Source organism: Tabrizicola caldifontis, assembly GCF_004762095.1.
GTDB classification, from domain to species: Bacteria; Pseudomonadota; Alphaproteobacteria; order Rhodobacterales; family Rhodobacteraceae; genus Tabrizicola; species Tabrizicola caldifontis.
Window position 1 is genome coordinate 156,406 of the sequence record NZ_SIJH01000006.1, and the last position, 16,269, is coordinate 172,674.

13 protein-coding genes are annotated in these 16,269 nt (G+C 65.8%); 6 read left to right on the forward strand and 7 right to left on the reverse strand.

What is annotated here, in order from left to right:
• Window positions 1-25: 25 nt before the first annotated feature.
• Window positions 26-142, forward strand: coding sequence for an entericidin A/B family lipoprotein (locus tag EYB42_RS06860; RefSeq protein ID WP_135449125.1), 117 nt, complete (start codon window positions 26-28; stop codon window positions 140-142).
• A 43-nt stretch (window positions 143-185) separates the two neighbouring features.
• Here EYB42_RS06860 and EYB42_RS06865 read toward each other — a convergent pair whose 3' ends face one another.
• Window positions 186-809, reverse strand: coding sequence for a helix-turn-helix domain-containing protein (locus EYB42_RS06865; protein WP_135449126.1), 624 nt, complete (start codon window positions 807-809; stop codon window positions 186-188).
• 64 nt (window positions 810-873) lie between these two features.
• On the opposite strand from EYB42_RS06865, the gene EYB42_RS06870 reads away from it, so the two are divergent.
• From EYB42_RS06870 to EYB42_RS06880, 3 genes are read left to right on the forward strand one after another with little or no spacing between them, the layout of a single operon-like run.
• A complete protein-coding gene (locus EYB42_RS06870; RefSeq protein ID WP_135449127.1) occupies window positions 874-2,376 on the forward strand; it encodes a class I adenylate-forming enzyme family protein in 1,503 nt (500 codons plus the stop codon).
• The gene (locus EYB42_RS06875) at window positions 2,373-3,026 is read left to right on the forward strand and encodes a DsbA family oxidoreductase (protein ID WP_135449128.1); all 654 of its coding nucleotides are present in this window, start codon (window positions 2,373-2,375) and stop codon (window positions 3,024-3,026) included. Before EYB42_RS06870 ends, EYB42_RS06875 begins: the two co-directional genes overlap by 4 nt.
• Window positions 3,023-4,246 carry a multidrug effflux MFS transporter gene (locus EYB42_RS06880; protein WP_167850950.1) on the forward strand — a complete coding sequence of 408 codons (1,224 nt, stop codon included), beginning with the start codon at window positions 3,023-3,025 and terminating at the stop codon, window positions 4,244-4,246. The genes EYB42_RS06875 and EYB42_RS06880 overlap by 4 nt, the downstream gene beginning before the upstream one ends.
• Before the next feature lie 66 nt (window positions 4,247-4,312).
• On the opposite strand, the gene mfd is transcribed toward EYB42_RS06880, so the two are convergent.
• Both mfd and EYB42_RS06890 read right to left on the reverse strand, forming a co-directional pair.
• Window positions 4,313-7,777: a transcription-repair coupling factor gene (mfd, locus tag EYB42_RS06885; RefSeq protein WP_135449129.1), complete on the reverse strand. Its 3,465-nt coding sequence runs from the start codon at window positions 7,775-7,777 to the stop codon at window positions 4,313-4,315.
• 10 nt (window positions 7,778-7,787) lie between these two features.
• On the reverse strand, window positions 7,788-8,312 hold the full coding sequence (locus EYB42_RS06890; protein WP_346763301.1) for a component of SufBCD complex: 525 nt from the start codon (window positions 8,310-8,312) through the stop codon (window positions 7,788-7,790).
• Window positions 8,313-8,440: 128 nt separating this feature from the next.
• Between EYB42_RS06890 and hemB the strand changes: the two genes are divergently transcribed.
• Window positions 8,441-9,439, forward strand: coding sequence for a porphobilinogen synthase (gene hemB / locus EYB42_RS06895; RefSeq protein WP_135449130.1), 999 nt, complete (start codon window positions 8,441-8,443; stop codon window positions 9,437-9,439).
• Here the strand turns inward: hemB and EYB42_RS06900 are convergent.
• The 3 genes from EYB42_RS06900 to guaB form a co-directional block, all read right to left on the reverse strand.
• A complete protein-coding gene (locus EYB42_RS06900) occupies window positions 9,436-11,502 on the reverse strand; it encodes a hybrid sensor histidine kinase/response regulator (RefSeq protein WP_135449157.1) in 2,067 nt (688 codons plus the stop codon). The genes hemB and EYB42_RS06900 overlap by 4 nt on opposite strands.
• Before the next feature lie 111 nt (window positions 11,503-11,613).
• Complete coding sequence (locus EYB42_RS06905) at window positions 11,614-12,759, reverse strand: RsmB/NOP family class I SAM-dependent RNA methyltransferase (protein ID WP_135449131.1); 1,146 nt, start codon at window positions 12,757-12,759, stop codon at window positions 11,614-11,616.
• A gap of 9 nt (window positions 12,760-12,768) precedes the next feature.
• A complete protein-coding gene (guaB, locus tag EYB42_RS06910) occupies window positions 12,769-14,217 on the reverse strand; it encodes an IMP dehydrogenase (RefSeq protein WP_135449132.1) in 1,449 nt (482 codons plus the stop codon).
• Between the two features lie 146 nt (window positions 14,218-14,363).
• Here guaB and EYB42_RS06915 point away from each other — a divergent pair, with 146 nt between their 5' ends.
• Entirely contained in the window at window positions 14,364-15,062 is a 699-nt protein-coding gene (locus EYB42_RS06915) for a type 1 glutamine amidotransferase (protein ID WP_135449133.1), read from the forward strand.
• Between the two features lie 82 nt (window positions 15,063-15,144).
• Here the strand turns inward: EYB42_RS06915 and EYB42_RS06920 are convergent, their stop codons facing one another.
• Window positions 15,145-16,152, reverse strand: coding sequence for an SLAC1 family transporter (locus tag EYB42_RS06920; protein ID WP_135449134.1), 1,008 nt, complete (start codon window positions 16,150-16,152; stop codon window positions 15,145-15,147).
• Window positions 16,153-16,269: the final 117 nt, after the last annotated feature.

A 16,269-nucleotide genomic window follows, 5' to 3' on the forward strand; every position in this document is an offset into this window, starting at 1 on the left:
ACGGGCAACGATACGAGGCAGAACGATGCAGAAATTCCTGATCCTGACCGCAACTCTGCTGGCGCTGGCCGGCTGCAACACGGTCGCCGGTGTGGGCGAGGATGTCTCGGCCGGCGCACGCAAGGTCCAGAGCATGTTCTGACGGCCCGGGAGAGGGTCCACTCCCGGGTGCCTGCACCACTGTCTTAGACGAGGGACGTGACCCAGAGGATCGTCGCATCCTCTTCCGACAGACTGATCACGTTGTGGCCCATAGCCGCATCGTAATAGGCGCTGTCGCCCCGGCGCAGGTCGACGGGTTCGTAGAATTCGGTATAAAGCCGCACCACGCCGGTCAGGACATAGAGGAATTCCTCACCGTCGTGGCGGACCCAGCCGTCGAATTCCTCGAAGGCCCGCGCCCGGATCGTGGCGCGGTAGGGCAGCATCTGCTTCTTCGTCAGGCTGGCGGCCAGAAGCTCGTGCTCGTAGGTGGCGGTTGCCTGGCTCTGGCCCTCGGCCGCCTTGGTTACCGCCATCCGCCCCATGACCTGCGCCTTGGATGGCGGCGTGAAAAGCTGCGGCACACCGATCGACAACCCCTGCGCCAGCTTCTTCAGCGCCTCGTAAGTCGGGCTCATCTGGCCGTTCTCGATCTTGGACAGGGTGGACCGCGCCAGGCCCGCGCGCGTTGCCGCCTCTTCCAGCGTCCAGCCCTTTGACCGGCGCAGCTCGCGCACCCTTTCGCCCAGGTTTACCGGTTCCACATGCACCTCGCCCCCGGCTTCGCGGGCGACACGGATCATGGTCTTTGGATCGGTCGGTTGCATGGTTCTCCGATAGTCCACAGGCACCGGCCTTGCAACTGCGCTGCGGCAATGCCACCCCTTGGCCATGCTTTCAGTCATCGACACCCGCCCGCATCCGCCTGTGCCACCCGTGATGAACCTTGCGGCGCATGTACTGGGCCGCGCCAGGGCGCCCGATGAAAAACCTGCGCTGGTGATCCTGCATTCCGACCGGGACGAGACCCTGACCTACGCCCGACTTCAGGCCCTCGTCCTGGGTTGCGCGCGCCATCTCTTCACCCTTGGCCTCGCCCCCGGCGACCGCATCCTGATGCGACTGGGGAACGGCCCCGCCTTTCCCATCGTCTTTCTCGGGGCCATCGCGGCAGGCCTGGTCCCCGTCCCCACCTCTGCCGCGCTGACGGTGGCTGAGATCACGCGACTTGCCGGCCTTGTCGGGCCCCGCCTGATCGTGGCCGAGCCCGGAATCGCCCTGCCCCAGGGGGAAATCGCCACCATCGCACCCGACCTCGCCCTGTGGGAGGCAATGCCGCCCCTGCCCCCTGTCGCCGCCGACCCGGAGACCGAGGCTTATGTGATCTTCACCTCTGGCACTTCGGGCAGGCCTGCCGCGGTCAGCCACGCCCATCGCGCAATCCTGGCACGGCAGCCGATGCACCAGGGATGGGAGGGGCTGACCCCCGAAGATCGGCTGCTGCACGCCGGGGCAATGAACTGGACCTACACGCTGGGCACCGGGCTGCTAGACCCCTGGACGGTTGGCGCCACTGCGCTGATCCCCGCACCCGGCACGCCGCCTGCCGCCTTGCCCACCCTGCTTGCCCGTAGCGCGGCCACGATCTTTGCCGCTGCGCCCGGCGTATTTCGCCAGCTGCTGCGCGCGCCCATCCCTGCCCTGCCCCGGATGCGCCACGCGTTATCGGCGGGCGAGGGTCTGCCACCGGCCACTCGCGCGGCCTGGGAAGATGCGACCGGCACCCGGGTGCACGAGGCGCTCGGGATGACCGAAATCTCGACCTATCTGTCCGGCTCTCCCGCCCGCCCGGCGCTGCCCGGCAGCGTGGGATATGTCCAGCCCGGCCGCCACGTCGCGCTGCTGGGCGAGGACGGCCAACCCGTCACACGCGGCGCCCAGGGCGAACTTGCCGTCGCCACTACCGATCCCGGCCTGATGCGCGGTTACCTGGGGGCACCCGCCCCGCAAGGCCCCTGGTTCCGCACCGGTGACATGGCCATCATGGCGGCTGACGGCGCCGTAACCCACCTGGGCCGCAAGGACGACCTGCTGAACGCGGGGGGCTTCCGTGTCTCGCCTGTCGAGGTAGAGGCGGCCTTCGAGGGCCTTCCGGGCCTTCTGGCCTGCGCTGCGACCGAGGTCGAACCCGCACGCGGCACGAAGATCATCGCCCTTTTCTACGAAGCCCCGTGCGAAATCGGCGACGCGCTTCTGCGCCAGCGCGCGGAAAGCGCACTTGCCCGCTGGAAGCAACCGCGTCACTACCAGCACATCCCTGCCCTGCCCCGCACTGCGACCGGCAAGGTCATCCGCCGGGCCCTCGGCCCGCTTTACGCAAGGCCCGCCACATGATCCGCCAGCCCGTCCGCCTTGACATCTTTCTGGATCCGGTCTGCCCCTGGTGCCTTGTCGGCAAGGCCAATCTCGACCGGGCGCTCGCCGACCATCCCGACCATCCTTTCAGCGTCCAATGGCACCCGTTCCAGCTCAACCCAGACATGCCGGCCGAAGGGGTGCCGAAGCGCGCCTGGCTTGAGGCCCGGTTCGGCGGGAAGGAGCGCGTGGACGCAGTCCACGAACGCCTGCGCGAGGTCGCCCGCTCCGCCGGCGTGACGCTTGATCCCGACAGGCCGCAGCGGATACCCAACACGCTGAACGCCCATCGCCTGATCCACTGGGCCGGAATCGAGGGGTGCCAGTCCGAAGTCGTCAGCCGCTTGATGCGCGCCTATTGGGAAGAAGGCCGCGATATCGGCGAAATGGAAACCCTGGCGGCCATTGCGGGCGAGGCGGGCATGGATCCGGCAGCCACGCTGCGGCTGCTGCAATCCGACGCCGATGCCGACGACATCGCCGCCCGTGATGCCGATGCGCGGGCAAAGGGGGTCAGTTCGGTGCCCACTTTCCTTGTCGCCCAGACCTATGTGGTGACCGGAGCCCAGCCGCCCGGACTTTGGGCACAGGTCATCGCCGAACTTGCCGATCGCGAGCAAGCCAAGTGACTGACAAGGCCCAGGCCCCGACCCATAGACTTGGCCAGACCGAATTTGTCGCACTGATGGCGATGCTTTTTGCCACCATTGCCATATCCATTGACGCGGTGTTGCCGGCCCTGCCCGATATCGCGGCGACGCTGACCCCATCGGCGCCGAATGCCGCGCAGCTGGTGGTCACCAGCTTTGTCCTTGGCATGGGGCTTGGCACCTTCGCCGCGGGTCCGCTGTCCGACCGGTTCGGGCGCAAACGCGTGATCATGGCAGGCTCGGGTGTCTACGCGCTGGCGGCCCTGGCCTGTTATGTCGCGCCTACACTGGAAACCCTGTTGATCGCGCGCCTGGTGCAGGGGATCGGCGCGGCGGCGCCGCGAACCGTGTCGGTCGCCATGATCCGCGACCTGTTCCACGGGCGCGAGATGGCGCGGATCATGTCCTTCGCGATGATGATTTTCACCATCGTCCCTGCCATCGCGCCGCTCATGGGCCAGGGCATCATCGCGCTGGCCGACTGGCACGCGATCTTTCTGGCCTATGTCGCCTTTTCCGGTCTCACAATGCTGTGGCTTGGCCTGCGCCAACCCGAGACGCTGCCCGAAGACAGCCGCCGCAGCCTGCATCTGGGCGACCTTGCCGGCGCCATGATCGAGCTAGCCCGGCATCCGGTCGTGATCGTCTCGACCGTTTTGCAGACCCTGACCCTGGGCGCGCTGTTCGCCACGCTGTCCTCGATCCAGCCGATCTTCGAAACTGTCCACGGCCGCGCCGACAGCTTCCCGCTCTGGTTCGCGGTGATCGCGGTGGCCTCGATGTCGGGCAGCCTGCTGAACAGCCGAATTGTGATGACGTTGGGCATGCGCCGCGTGGTGCGGGGCACCTACGCCGCCCAGATCGGCCTGACGCTGGTTACGCTGGGGCTGCTGGGTCCGGGGCTGGTCACGGAGAATACGGCCTTTGTCGTGCATCTGGTGTGGTGCATCGGGTTGTTCGCGATGATGGGCCTGACAATGGGCAACCTTAACGCGCTGGCCATGGAACCCGTGGGCCATATTGCGGGTCTTGCGGCATCGGTCATCCTGTCGCTGGCAACCGTGGGCTCGGTCCTGCTGGCAATCCCGGTCGGACTGGCCTTCGACGGCACGGTGATGCCGCTGCTGTGGGGCGTGGCGGTGCTGATCGGCCTGGCGCTGGCCCTGTCACTGGCAACCCTGGGCGAGCCGCGCGACTAGAGCCGTCGGGGGTGGTGCGCACGTCCTTGCCGGACAGATGCACGAAGTCGTCGGCAAGCGGGTTAGTTATCCCGCCTTTCCGACCTTTTCCGCCTTTCCCGCCCTGACCACCTCGGCCAGATCGCGGGCTATTGCGAAGGCACCCTTGATGCGGTCTGCCTCCGACTTCATCTCGCCCGTCAGCACGATACGATTGCCGTTCACTTTTGCCGCCGGCCCCTGGGCCTTCAGGAAATCGACCAGACCGGCGGGATTGGCGAACTTGTCGTTGTGGAACTGGATCGTTGCGCCCTTCGGTCCCACATCCAGCCTTGCGATCCCTGCCCGCTTGCACATCGCCTTGATGCGCACGATGAGCATCAGCGTGTTCACCTCTTTCGGCAGGGGGCCGAACCGGTCGATCAGTTCGGCCGCGAAGCCCTCCAGTTCCACCTTTGTCGTCAGCGACGACAGCCGTCGGTAAAGCCCCAGCCGGATGTCGAGATCCGGGATGTAGTCCTCGGGGATCATGACGGGAACACCAAGGTTCAACTGCGGGCTCCAGTCATCGGAAATCGTGGACAAACCTTGCAATTCACCTGACTTGATCCTGGCGATCGTCTCTTCCAGCATCTGCTGGTAGAGTTCGTATCCCACTTCCTTGATGTGGCCGGACTGCTCCTCGCCCAGAAGGTTCCCCGCCCCGCGCAGGTCAAGGTCGTGGCTGGCCAGGTTGAAGCCAGCACCAAGGCTGTCAAGGCTGCCCAGCAGGCGCAACCGCTTCACCGCCTGAGGTGTCAGCGGCGCGCGCGGGTTGGTTGTCAGATAGCAATAGGCCCGCGTCTTTGACCGCCCAACCCGGCCCCGGATCTGATACAGCTGGGCCAGACCGAACATGTCCGCCCTGTGAACAATCATCGTGTTTGCACGGGGAATATCCAGACCGCTTTCAACAATGGTTGTCGCCAGCAGCACGTCATACTTGCCATCGTAGAACTGGTTCATGCGGTCATCCAGCTCGCCTGCCGCCAGCTGACCATGGGCGATGACGTAGCTTACCTCGGGGACATGGGTCTTTAGGAAGTCCTCGACCTCGTTCAGGTCTGAAATCCGGGGCACGACATAGAAGGACTGCCCGCCCCGGAACCTTTCGCGCAAGAGTGCCTCGCGAATGGTTATCGTGTCGAATTCCGAAACATAGGTGCGGATCGCAAGCCGGTCCACCGGCGGTGTCGCGATGATCGAGAGATCCCGCACCCCGGTCAGCGACAGTTGCAGCGTGCGCGGAATCGGTGTGGCAGTCAGCGTAAGCACATGCACTTCCGACCGCATCTCCTTCAGGCGTTCCTTGTGGGCAACGCCGAAATGCTGTTCCTCGTCGATGATCAGCAGCCCGAGTTTCTTGAACGTCACCCCCTTTGCCAAGAGCGCATGGGTCCCGACGACGATATCTACCGATCCGTCGGCCATGGCGGTGCGGGTCGCATTGGCGTCCCTTGCTGAAACAAAGCGCGACAAGGGTTTGACTGTTATCGGAAAACCCCGGAACCGCTCGGCAAAGCTGCGGTAGTGCTGTCGCGCCAACAGCGTCGTCGGACAGACCACGGCGACCTGCATCCCCGAAAGCGCGGCGATGAAGGCCGCGCGCATCGCAACCTCTGTCTTGCCGAAGCCGACATCGCCAACAATCAGCCGGTCCATCGGGCTGCCCTTTTCCAGGTCGGCCACCACATCTGCGATCGCGGCAAGCTGGTCGTCGGTTTCCTGATAGGGGAAGCGGGCAGCGAAGGCCTCCCACAGCGAGTGCGGCGCCTCCAGGATCGGGGCATGGCGCAGCGCGCGTTCCGCCGCCACCCGCATCAGGCGGTCGGCAATTTCCTTGATCCGTTCCTTTAGCCTTGCCTTCTTCGCCTGCCATGCCCCACCGCCCAGACGGTCCAGCAGCCCTTCCTCATGGCCGTAGCGGCTGAGAAGTTCGATATTCTCGACCGGAAGGTAAAGCTTTGCATTGTCGGCATATTCCAGTGCAACACAGGCATGGGGCGCGCCAAGCGCGGTGATCGTCTCGATCCCCAGATAGCGACCCACCCCATGTTCGACATGCACCACCAGATCGCCGGGCGACAGGGTATCGACCTCGCGCAGAAAGTTGTCGGCCTTGCGCCTGCGGCGGGGTTTCCCCACCATCCGGTCGCCCAGCACATCCTGTTCCGAGATCACCGCAAGGCCCGGCGCCACGAAGCCGGCTTCCAGCGGCCAAACGACAAGAAAGAGCCCGCCCTTGCCTTCCGGCACCTCGCGGAAATCGGCAATTTCCCGTGCCCCGGTCAGGCCATGGTCGGCCAGAAGACCCTTCAGCCGCTCTCGCGCGCCCTCGGACCAGCTGGCGACGACGACCTGGGCCTCTTTCGAAAGCGCGCCGATGTGATCGGCCAGTGCGCCGAAAAGGTTTACGTTTTCCTGCTGACGTTCGGGTGCAAAGTTCCGCCCGGCCCGGGCGCCCGCATCCAGAACGCCAGGCCCTGGCGCCTGGGGCAACGGCGAAAGCTGCACCAGGCGGTGCCCGGCCAATGCTGACTGCCATGCGGCGTCGTCAAGATACAGTTCCCCGGGCGGCACAGGCTTGTAGACCGTGTCGATGCGCCCCTTGGCACTCATCGCCTCGTGGCGCGCATCATAGCTGTCGTCGATCGCCTCCCAGCGAGCCAGACGCGCGGGTGTCACCTGGTCGTCCAGCATCACGCTGGCTTCGGGCAGATAGTCGAACAGCGTCTCCAGCCGCTCGTGGAAGAAGGGCAACCAGTGCTCCATCCCCTGGTGCTTGCGTCCCACGCTGACGGCTTCGTAGAGCGGGTCATCCGTGCCCGCCGCGCCGAATGCGATGCGGTAGTTCTGGCGGAACCGGGCGATAGCCGCCTCGTCCAGGATGATCTCGGACACAGCGGCGAATTCGACACGCTTCAGCTTTTCGACGGTCCGCTGGGTGGCGGCATCGAACCGCCGTGCGCCGTCCAGCACATCGCCGAAGAAATCCAGCCGGATCGGGCCGCCCGGCCCAGGCGGGTAGATGTCGATGATTCCTCCGCGCAACGCATAGTCGCCGGGTTCCGCCACGGTCGAGACAGGCGAAAACCCCATCCGTGCAAGGAAGCCCTTCAGCCGTGCCTCATCGACGCGTTGCCCGACTTCAGCCCGGAACGAGGCAGCGCGCACCACGTCACGCGCGGGCACCTTCTGGGTCGCAGCATTCAGCGTGGTCAGCAGAACGAAGGGGCCGTTCAGCCCGTCGGCCAGCACCGAAAGCGTGGCCATGCGGCGGGCGCTGATGTCGGGGTTGGGGCTGACACGGTCATAGGGCAGGCAGTCCCAGGCCGGGAAATCCAGCACCGCGACCTCTGGCGCCATCACGGCCAGCGCCGCCCGCATAGCTTCGGCCCGCTTGTCGTCACGGGCGATGTGGATCACCGGGCGCCCGCGCGCCATTTCCTTCGCCACAAGCCGCGCGTCAAAACCTTCGGGCGCGCCGCCCAGGATGATGCGTTCTGCTGTCATGCCGACCCGATCAGTTCAGGACCGAAATGCTGAGGTTCTGCCACGTGCCATACATGCCGGTCACGAGTATCGAGACCATGCCGATCACCTGTGTCCAGAGCCGATGAACGATCAGGCGGCGGTACAACGCTTCGCCTGTGTCAGCACCGGCCCGGATGCGCCGACTTGCTCGTATGCTGAGCAGGACCACCAGGCTCAGCGGAAAGATCAGCAGAAAGACAGCCTGAGCGAATTCGAAATCGTAGTAGAAGCCAGACACGGCAAGCACGCTCAGCCAGAAGCTTCCCAAGGCGACCAGCACCATCGCGCCCTGATCCACCAGCGCAAGAAGCCGGTCGGTGTTTATCCGCACCAGGTCTTCCAGATCGGACTGCGCCTTGCCGCCCTCGCGCCGGGCGCGCTGGATCATGTCGTATGGCACGCCAAGCACCCAGTAGTTGACCGATGACCACATGACAGCCAGAGCGATCCAGTACCAGAGGTTCGAGAAGGACCGCATGTCGATCACTTCGAACGCCTTGTCGATAACGTCCACCTTTCGGATCGTCCTTTCCCTGGCTGCCCGTTTGGGAAGCACAGATAACTTGAGGTGCGCCCTTTTCCATGGCAGGCAGAACGGGAAGCCGCAAGTCCTCCTTGCGTCAACCTTCACGGAGCCAGCCCATGCAGCCTGTCCTTGCGCCCTTTCCGCAGACGCGGTTCCGGCGGACCCGCCGAACCGAAGCGCTGCGCACACTGACGCAGGAGGTGCAGCTTACGGTGTCGGACCTGATCTGGCCGATCTTCGTTCGCGATGGGTCGGGGCTGCGCGAACCCATTGCCTCGATGCCGGGGGTTGAAAGGCTTTCGGTTGATCTTGTGGTCGAGGCTGCCGCGATGGCGGCGGGCCTGGGCATTCCGGCGGTCTGCCTTTTTCCCTACACCGATCCCGCGAAGAAGACGGCCGATTGCCGCGAGGCCTGGAACCCTGACAATCTGGCGAACCGCGCGATCCGCGCGATCAAGGCGCAGGTTCCTGGAATTGCGGTTATGACCGATGTGGCGCTTGATCCCTACAACGCCCATGGCCATGACGGGCTGGTCGCGGACGGGGTGATCCTCAACGACGAAACCATCGATGCGCTGGTCAGGATGGCGCTGGTCCAGGCCGAAGCGGGCGCTGATATCCTGGGGCCGTCCGACATGATGGACGGCCGGATCGGGGCGATGCGTCAGGCCCTTGAGGCCGCCGGACACAAGGACGTGGCGATCCTGTCCTATGCCGCAAAGTATGCCAGTGCCTTCTACGGACCATTCCGCGATGCGGTTGGCGCTACGGGAGCCCTGAAGGGCGACAAGAAGACCTATCAGATGAATCCGGCCAACAGCGACGAGGCCCTGCGCCTTGTGGCGCGTGACCTTTCCGAAGGGGCGGACATGATCATGGTCAAGCCCGGCATGCCCTATCTCGACATCTGCCGCCGGGTGAAGGACGCTTTCGGCGCCCCGACCTATGCCTACCAGGTCTCGGGTGAATACGCGATGATACGGGGGGCCGCGGCAAACGGCTGGATCGACGGGGAAAAGGCGATGCTGGAAAGCCTGATCGCCTTCAAGCGCGCAGGCTGCGACGGTATCCTCACCTACTTCGCGCCAGAGGCCGCCCGCCGTCTGCGCGGCTAGCGGGCAAGCTGGGCCTGCACGGTTTCCGCAAGGTCGTTCAGCGAAAAGGGTTTGGGCAGGAAGACCGAATTGGGAATGCGTGACTGGTCTTCCCACAAACCGTCCTCGGCATAGCCCGACATGAAGATCACCTTTGCCCCCGGCCGCCTTTCCAACGCCTTTCGTACCCAGGCCGGCCCGTCGAGCCCCGGCATAACCACGTCGGTCACGAACAGGTCGACATCAAGGCCGGGGTCGTCCAGCGCATGCAATGCCTCTTCTCCGGTTGCTGCCTCCAGTACGGTGTGCCCGCGCAGACGCAGGGCACGCACGGCAAAGGCCCGCACAGGTGCCTCATCCTCAACAAGAAGGACGACACCGGCACCAGGGCGCGACGGGCCACGACGCGGCTCGATGGGCGAGAGCCGCGTCATTTCACCAGCGAATACAGGGAAGTAAAGCGAGAAGGTGCTGCCTGCGCCCGGATTGGAATCGACGAAGATGAAGCCACCCGACTGCTTGATGATGCCGTAGACCATCGACAGGCCAAGTCCCGTGCCCTCGCCTGCGCGCTTGGTGGTGAAGAAGGGTTCGAAGATCTTCTGGCGGTTCTCATCGGCAATCCCAATCCCGGAGTCGATCACCCGGATCACCGTGTAATCCCCGGCAGGAACCGAGGCGCGATCGCGGCACATCGGCTCTGTCAAGGTGATGGATTCGGTCGCGATTTCGATGGTTCCACCCTGGGGCATGGCATCCCGGGCATTGACCACCAGATTGATCAATACCTGTTCCAGCTGCCGCCGATCAGCACGAATCGGCTTCAGCGGCCGCCCTTGGAGGGCGGCCGGACTGGACAGCTTCAGATCCACCCGTTCCACGACCAGCCGTTTCAGAAGATGCGTCAGGTCCGACAAGACCTCTTCAAGATCAAGCCTTTCCGGATTCAACGTCTGCTTGCGGGAAAAGCCCAGCAACTGCCCGACCAGCGCCGCAGCACGGTTGGCATTCTGACGGATCTGTTCCAGATCGGCGAAGTCCGGATCCTCGTGCCCGTGGCGCAGCAGCAGCAGGTCACAGTGGCCGGAAATGGCGGTCAGCAGGTTGTTGAAATCATGCGCGATTCCGCCTGCAAGCTGGCCGATTGCCTGCATCTTCTGACTTTGCGCGAACTGCGCCTCCAAGGTCTTCAGGCGGGTGGCATCATTCAGCACCGCAAGAGCACCCGGCCGACCGCCATCGACGAAACTGCGCAGGGTCACCTCAAGGAAGGTTTCTTCCCTTGCATTACGCACGCGCAGCACCTCTGCACCGCCTTGCAAGCGTCCAGAGGCCACGTCGGACAGCCAGTCCGACACAGGACGGCCCAAACCTTCAAAGACATCGTGGAACATCGCCGCGCGCAACTCGCCCTGCCACAGAAGGTCGCGCGCCGCCCTGTTGGCCGACCGCAGGACGCCATCTGACCCGAAGGACATCAGGGCAACCGGCACTTCCTCCAGGTCAGCCCCGCCTGCATCCTTCGGCGGCTGGTCGCATGAAGGCAGATCTGATGAAACGGCGGCGGGAAGCCGGAATTCGTCGATGCGCCAGAAATAGCGGTCCGGCGCAGAACGATGAACGGAAAGGCGCAGAACGCCCTCATGCATCGGCAGATCTCGCCGCGCTGCGCCATCGCGATCGGCCGCACGGCACAGGGCCAGCAACAGAAGGCCCGGAGCCAGCACCAGCCCGCCAAGGACATCGGTCAGGGACCGGATGCTGTTGCCAAACCTGGCCTCGGCCGCCGCATTCTGGAAGATCACCTGCCCGGCAGCATTGGTCATGAAACACGCGGCCGCATCGGCCCCCACAAGGGCAAAGCTGCCGGCATGCTGGGCCCGGCCGTCGCGCTTTTGCAGATGCGACACCCCCCACAGCACAACAACAAGCGCCAGTACCGTGGCGGCGGCTACGCCCGCCGGGTTGCCCACAGTTGCCGTGGTCGTGATCAACAGGGCCAGAAGGCCCGACCCGAAGGCGGCAAGAGCAAGAAGCACTGCCGAAGGAACCCGGTCAAGACCCGTATAAGCCCTGCGCAGCATTTCAGACACGCGACCGATCCGTCCCGACTGTTCCCGGGTGAACATGGCCGCCAAAAGGTTAACCGATGCTTAATCGCTTACGATACACACGCTATGGTTGCAATACTTCGGTCAAGCTCGCCGCATTACCGCGAGAAAGAACCCGTCGCCGCCTGATATCGGTGTCAGCGAAAGCTCGCGTTCCTGCCGCCAACCGGCGCTTGCTGCCAGGAAGGTCTGGATCTGAAGCTGGTTCTCGCGCCGGACAAGGGAACAGGTGGCATAGGCCAGAATGCCCCCTCGCGCGACCATGGCCGCCGCCCGAGCCAGGATCGAAGCCTGTTCGGCCACCAGCGAGGCCAGACGATCCGGCGTCAGCGCCCACTTCCCCTCGGGGTCGCGGCGCCAGCTGCCGGATCCTGAACAGGGCGCATCGACCAGGACCAGATCGAACGGCGCCGCCAACTCGGGCCGGTCGGTGAACGTAACCCGCACTCCCGCGCGCCGCGCCCGTTCGGGCAGATCGGCCATCCGCCGGGGCGCGATGTCATGTGCCCACAGCCGCAGATCGGCCCGTGCCGCCATGGCAAGCGTCTTGCCGCCGCCGCCGGCGCAATGGTCCAGCACGCGCATGCCATCGGCAAGGGGCAGCGCCTCGACCACCGCCTGGCTGGAGGCATCCTGAACCTCGACCAGTCCGGACAGGTAGGCCCGCGAAGTCTGGACCCTGCGCGCATTGGCGGTCACTTCCAGCGCAGTCGAAGCCAGCGGATGCGCCACTGCCACGATCCCTTCCTCTGCCAGCGCCGCGATGGCAGCCATACGATCGCCCTTTCGCAGGTTCACCCGCAGAAATACAGGCGCGCGGTGCCGCAGCGCCTCCAGCACGGCGGAACAGTCGGACCCCAGGCTTGCCTCAAGCTCGGGCAGCAGCCAGTCCGGCACGTCCAGCGCCTCGGCCCCCCCGGGTGGTCGGCCCTGGTCCTGCGGGCCAGGCGGTGCCGGGGCATGGCCTGCGCCGGAGAACAGCGTCTCCTGCCCCGCGGCGCGCATCAGGCCAAGGATCAGACCCCGCCCCGTCAGCCCGCCCCCCAACGCCGCCGCGGACCGGCGCTGGCGCAGCGCGTCGAAGACCAGATCCCGCACCGCCGCCCGGTCGCCCGAGCCGGCAAAGCGGCTGGCGCGGCCCCAGTTGGTTAGCGCGCGTTCCGCCGGCTCTCCGGCGAGGATCCGGTCGAGGATGGCGATGGCCGCCGAGGCACGCGCGCCGGGGGTCATGACCCGGCCTCAGCCGATGCGATAGTTCGGGCTTTCGCGGGTGATCTGCACGTCGTGGACGTGGCTTTCCTTCAGCCCCGCCCCGGTGATGCGCACGAACTGGCAGCGGGTGCGCATTTCCTCGATGGTGCGGTTGCCGGTATAGCCCATCGCCGCGCGCAACCCTCCGACCATCTGGTGAATGACCGCCGCCGCCGAGCCCTTATAGGGCACCTGGCCCTCGATGCCTTCCGGCACCAGCTTGTCCGAGGCCGCGTCCTTCTGGAAATAGCGGTCGGCCGAGCCGCGCGCCATCGCGCCAAGGCTGCCCATGCCGCGATAGGCCTTGAAGCTGCGCCCCTGCCACAGGATCACCTCGCCCGGGCTTTCGTCGGTGCCGGCGATCGCGCTGCCCACCATCGCGCAGGAGGCCCCCGCCGCGATGGCCTTGGCGAAATCGCCGGAATACTTGATGCCGCCATCCGCGATCACCGGAATATCCCCCGCCGCCCGGGCCGAATCCATGATGGCGGTCAGCTGCGGCACGCCCACGCCCGCGACGATCCGCGTCGTGCAGATCGAGCCCGGCCCGATCCCCACCTTTACCGCATCGGCGCCCGCGTCGATCAGCGCCCGCGTCGCCTCGGCGGTGGCCACGTTGCCGGCCACGACCTGAACCGTGTTCGACAGCCGCTTGATCCGCTCCACCGCCTTCGAGACGCCTTCGCTGTGCCCGTGCGCCGTGTCGATCACCACCAGGTCCACCCCCGCGTCGATCAGCGCCTGGCTGCGCTCGAACCCCGCATCCCCCACGGTCGAGGCCGCGGCGACCCGCAGACGGCCCATCCCATCCTTGCAGGCATTGGGGTTCAGCACCGATTTCTCTGTGTCCTTCAGCGTCAGAAGCCCGGTCAGCTTGCCCTGCCCGTCCGTCACCAGGAGCTTCTCGATCCGCCGCGCCTTCATCAGGCTGATCGCCTCGGCGCGGTCCACAGGTTCGCGCAGCACGGCGAGGTTCTCGCTGGTCATCATCACCCGCACCGGCGTCTTGTCGTCGCTGGCAAATCGCATGTCGCGGTTTGTGACGATCCCCAGCACGCGGCCCGCCTCATCCACCACCGGAAAGCCGGTGATCGAATAGCGTTCCATCAGCGCCTTGGCGTCGGCCAGCGTCTGGTCGGGGCGCAGCGTGATCGGCTGATAGACCACGCCGGACTCGAAACGCTTCACCCGGCGCACCTCACGCGCCTGGGTCTCGGGGTCGAGATTGCGGTGGATCACCCCGATCCCGCCGGCCTGAGCCATGGCGATAGCCATGCGCGCCTCGGTCACCGTGTCCATCGCGCTGGACAGCAGCGGGATGTTCATGCGGATCGCCTTCGTCACCCAGGTCGAGGTATCCGCGTCCGACGGCAGGACACTGGATGCCGCCGGCACCAGAAGCACGTCGTCAAAGGTGAGAGCCTCACGAATCTCCATGGGTAAAGCCTCCGGGAGCAAGCATCGTTTGGCGGTTCCCCATTTCACGCCCCGCGCGCAGGTGCAAGGGCAAATCCACCCCGCGAGCACCCCTTGCAGCCACTGCACGCTCGTGCTGATTACACCCTGCTGGAGAAGAGGCCGAAATGCGCGTTGCCATCGTCGAAAATACCCGCATCACCCATCATGGCCAAGTCGGCGTGGCTTTGCACGAACGGGCCGCGCTGATCGACCTGTACAAGCCATGGTCGGGCGCCCCATTGCCTGCGTCCCCCGATGCCGATGCGCTGGTGGTCTTTGGCGGCGAACAGTCCGCACTGGACGACCAAACCCATCCGTATCTTCCAGCACTCGCCGATCTGATGGCAGCCTATACTGCGGCAGACAAGCCGGTGCTTGGCATCTGCCTTGGATCCCAGATCCTTGCCCGCGCCTACGGGGCCGAGAATCATCTGGGCACCGCACCGGAATTCGGCTGGGTCGATGTCACCCTGACCGAAGCCGGGCGCGCAGATCCTGTGCTATCGGCAGTTCCCGACCGGTTTCCGATCTTCCAGTGGCACTCTGACACCTTCACCCTGCCCGAAGGCGCCATTCATCTGGCCCACAGTCCGACCGCCCGGCATCAGGCTTTTCGCATCGGTCGGGCCACCTATGGCACACAGTTCCACTTCGAGGCCTCGCGTCCCGTGGTGGCCGACTGGCTGCGCCGGTTCCCCGCCCAGGTCGAAGCCCTGGCGCCCGGTTGGGCCCTGCGCCATCCGGACGAGGCCGCCGCCCTTGGCGTCCAGGCCGATGCGCACGGCCTGGCCCTTGCCCGCGCCTGGGTGTCCCTCATCCGCTAGGCGGTCACGGGCTTCCCGTTTGGCAGACGGTTGCTGCGGATGGTCGCCCCGGTGGGCCAGCAGCTGACGAATGGCGGACAAGTCACGCCTCGGCAGCGTTCGTGATCGCTGCCAGCCTGCCCCCCGGCCAAAGCTTCCAGACCCACCACAGGATCAGCGGAATCGCCACCAGGCCGCCGCCGACCAGGCCGAACCCGACCCACTGCCAACCGCCCCCCTTCACCAGCATTGCCGTGGCCAACGCCGCAAGCGGAAAGGTGAAGGCGCCCCACAGGGGCGAGATGCCCGTTTCCCCCAACCAGCGCCATGACAAGACCAGAACCGCCGCAAAGGCAGCCGCAAGCGCGACAAAGCCTGCGGCGATGTCCGGCATCCCCATCAGTGCCGCGGTCGTGGCAAACAGTGCTGCCGGGGAAATGTGGATCGCCAGCAGCGGCCGCAGCACCGCCGGCGGCGTCACGCGCAGGAACTGCAGGCCGCTCATCACCCAGATCGCCACTGCCACGGGCAGCGTGCCCCAGAACAGCACGGCAGCCAGATCAGCCCAGCCAAGGGCAAGTGCCGGCGGGGCAGCGACTATGAACCCGACAAAGCTAAGGTTCCAGGTCGGGTTCACCTCGCGCCCTGGCGGGGGAAGCGACACGAGAAGCCGGATCAACAACAGCGCAAGCACAAGGTGCCCGGACAGTGCCGCGACCAGCAGTACCTTGGCGATCTGTGCCGCATGCGGCGCCAGCAGCGCGGCCGCCGCCATGCCCCCCATGGTCATGGCCGCCAGCCCCGCCCGTCCGGGCAGAACCCGCAGATCCTCGACCACGACGCCTGGCCGGCGCGCGACCTTGGCAAGCCACGCCACCGTCGCAAAACCCCACAGCGCCACGGCGACCCCTGCCAGAAGATCGCCCGGCGCCTGATCCCATCCCAGCCGCCCCAATGCCATGCGCAGCGCGATGGCAAGGCCCAAGAGACCCAGCGCCGGCGGGAACAGTGCCGGCGGCGTCCTTGCGAACAGGGCCGGCTGGCGGGGTGGAAATTCTGGCGGCGGATAGCGTTTGGGGCGCGCGTCGAGACGGGGATCAGAGGGGGTCATTCGAAGGTCTCCTGCCCTCCTCATACTCATATCGCGCCCTTCGGCCAAGGCAATGGGGCGATCACGGCTGGCTCCGCTTCATCATACCGCAGCTGTCTCCCCAGGAGATGCCTTCCG

What these genes read in the sequence shown, in the direction of transcription:
- mfd (WP_135449129.1), bottom strand. Translation starts at nt 7,777, where the DNA reads ATGACAGCAGAACGCATCATCCTGGGCGGCGCGCCCGAAGGTTTTGAC.
- guaB (WP_135449132.1), bottom strand. Translation starts at nt 14,217, where the DNA reads ATGGAGATTCGTGAGGCTCTCACCTTTGACGACGTGCTTCTGGTGCCG.
- EYB42_RS06915 (WP_135449133.1), top strand. Translation starts at nt 14,364, where the DNA reads ATGCGCGTTGCCATCGTCGAAAATACCCGCATCACCCATCATGGCCAA.
- EYB42_RS06870 (WP_135449127.1), top strand. Translation starts at nt 874, where the DNA reads ATGCTTTCAGTCATCGACACCCGCCCGCATCCGCCTGTGCCACCCGTG.
- hemB (WP_135449130.1), top strand. Translation starts at nt 8,441, where the DNA reads ATGCAGCCTGTCCTTGCGCCCTTTCCGCAGACGCGGTTCCGGCGGACC.
- EYB42_RS06905 (WP_135449131.1), bottom strand. Translation starts at nt 12,759, where the DNA reads ATGACCCCCGGCGCGCGTGCCTCGGCGGCCATCGCCATCCTCGACCGG.
- EYB42_RS06865 (WP_135449126.1), bottom strand. Translation starts at nt 809, where the DNA reads ATGCAACCGACCGATCCAAAGACCATGATCCGTGTCGCCCGCGAAGCC.
- EYB42_RS06875 (WP_135449128.1), top strand. Translation starts at nt 2,373, where the DNA reads ATGATCCGCCAGCCCGTCCGCCTTGACATCTTTCTGGATCCGGTCTGC.
- EYB42_RS06900 (WP_135449157.1), bottom strand. Translation starts at nt 11,502, where the DNA reads ATGCTGCGCAGGGCTTATACGGGTCTTGACCGGGTTCCTTCGGCAGTG.
- EYB42_RS06920 (WP_135449134.1), bottom strand. Translation starts at nt 16,152, where the DNA reads ATGACCCCCTCTGATCCCCGTCTCGACGCGCGCCCCAAACGCTATCCG.
- EYB42_RS06860 (WP_135449125.1), top strand. Translation starts at nt 26, where the DNA reads ATGCAGAAATTCCTGATCCTGACCGCAACTCTGCTGGCGCTGGCCGGC.